Genomic DNA, 1,264 nt, shown 5'->3' with positions numbered 1-1,264 from the left:
GAGCAGCACCACGGCTTGCGCTCCTTTGGCACGCGCCTCATTCACCGTTTCCTGCATCTCGCTTTCGCGGATGCCGAAAGTCCAGTTCGGCGTGAGCCAGCCAGGATTGGCGATCGGTGTGTAGGGAAAAGCCTGGCCGACGATGGCAACAGGCACGCCATTCATTTCCTTGATGACGTAGGGCTTGAACACCGGGTCGCCGAAGTCGCTGGTTTTGACGTTTTGCGCGATAAAGTCAATCTTGCCGGCAAAGTCCTGCTCGACGATTTTTTTGATGCGCTCTTCGCCATAGGTGAAGTCCCAATGGCCCGTCATCACATCCACGCCCAGCAGCCTGGCTGCATCCACCATGTCCTGGCCCTGTGTCCAGAGCGCCGTGGCGCTGCCCTGCCAGGTGTCACCGCCGTCGAGCAGTAAGGCACCCGGCCGGCCAGCCTTCAGTTGCTTTACCAGCGTTGCAAGATGTGCAAAGCCGCCCACCTTGCCGTACTGGCGCGCGGCCCGCTCAAAGTTCAGGAAGGTCAACGCATGCGCCTCGGGCGTACCCGACTTCAGGCTGGCGGCCTTGAGCAGATGTTCGCCCACCAGGTGCGGCGCCTGCCCGCGCATCGCCCCCACACCCAGATTGACGGAGGGTTCGCGGAAATAGATCGGCAGCAGCTGGGCATGGCAATCGGTCATGTGCASCAGATGCACATTGCCGGTGCGCGGCAGCTCGTACAGGCCCGCAGCCTGGGCGGCGCCGGCCTCACGCTGGAGGGGAAAACCGGCGGCCAGCGCAGCGGCCATGACACTTGCAAACTCTCGGCGGGACAGGTTCATGGCGTTGGTCATCCTGCCCGGTTACCCAGGCAAAGCATCAGATTGCTATCAATTCAGGAGCTGCTTGCGCTCGTCACTATTGGCCTGGCGGCACAAAACACTCAAATCACTTGTTGACAGGCGAATTCGGATCCAGCAGCAGCGCCATCACGTCACGAATCTGCTGCTCGTTCAGGATGGCGGCATGGCCGAACCTCGGCATGTCGGAACACGCGTTGTAGGCTTTGGCGTTCCACAGCTTGCCCCAGGTGTACTCCACGATGGGTTTGCTCTCGGGTGACGCCGGATTGCTTACACCGCGCAGCTTGCCGTAGTTGTAAAGGCTGGGGCCGATGGAGCCGAAAGACAGCTCGGCCTTGCTGATCTGGTGGCAGTTGTAACAGCTGCCGCCATTGGCTTCGCCGGGCTTGTCGCTCCAGGTCAGGCCGCGGCCGTTCTGCGC

At 61.6% G+C, this 1,264-nt stretch carries 2 protein-coding genes; both read right to left on the bottom strand.

Features of this window, described 5'->3' with window-relative positions; all coding sequences use genetic code 11:
* On the bottom strand, window positions 1–822 hold an 822-nt coding region (locus AC1D1X_RS23685; RefSeq protein WP_477699398.1), incomplete at its 3' end, for a thiosulfohydrolase SoxB family protein.
* A gap of 106 nt (window positions 823–928) precedes the next feature.
* Window positions 929–1,264: sulfur oxidation c-type cytochrome SoxX (soxX, locus tag AC1D1X_RS23680; protein WP_477699397.1), on the bottom strand; the 336-nt coding region annotated here is incomplete at its 5' end.

It is taken from the genome of Polaromonas sp. P1_G4 (assembly GCF_056405475.1).
This window is presented reverse-complemented; position numbering and strand designations above follow the sequence as displayed.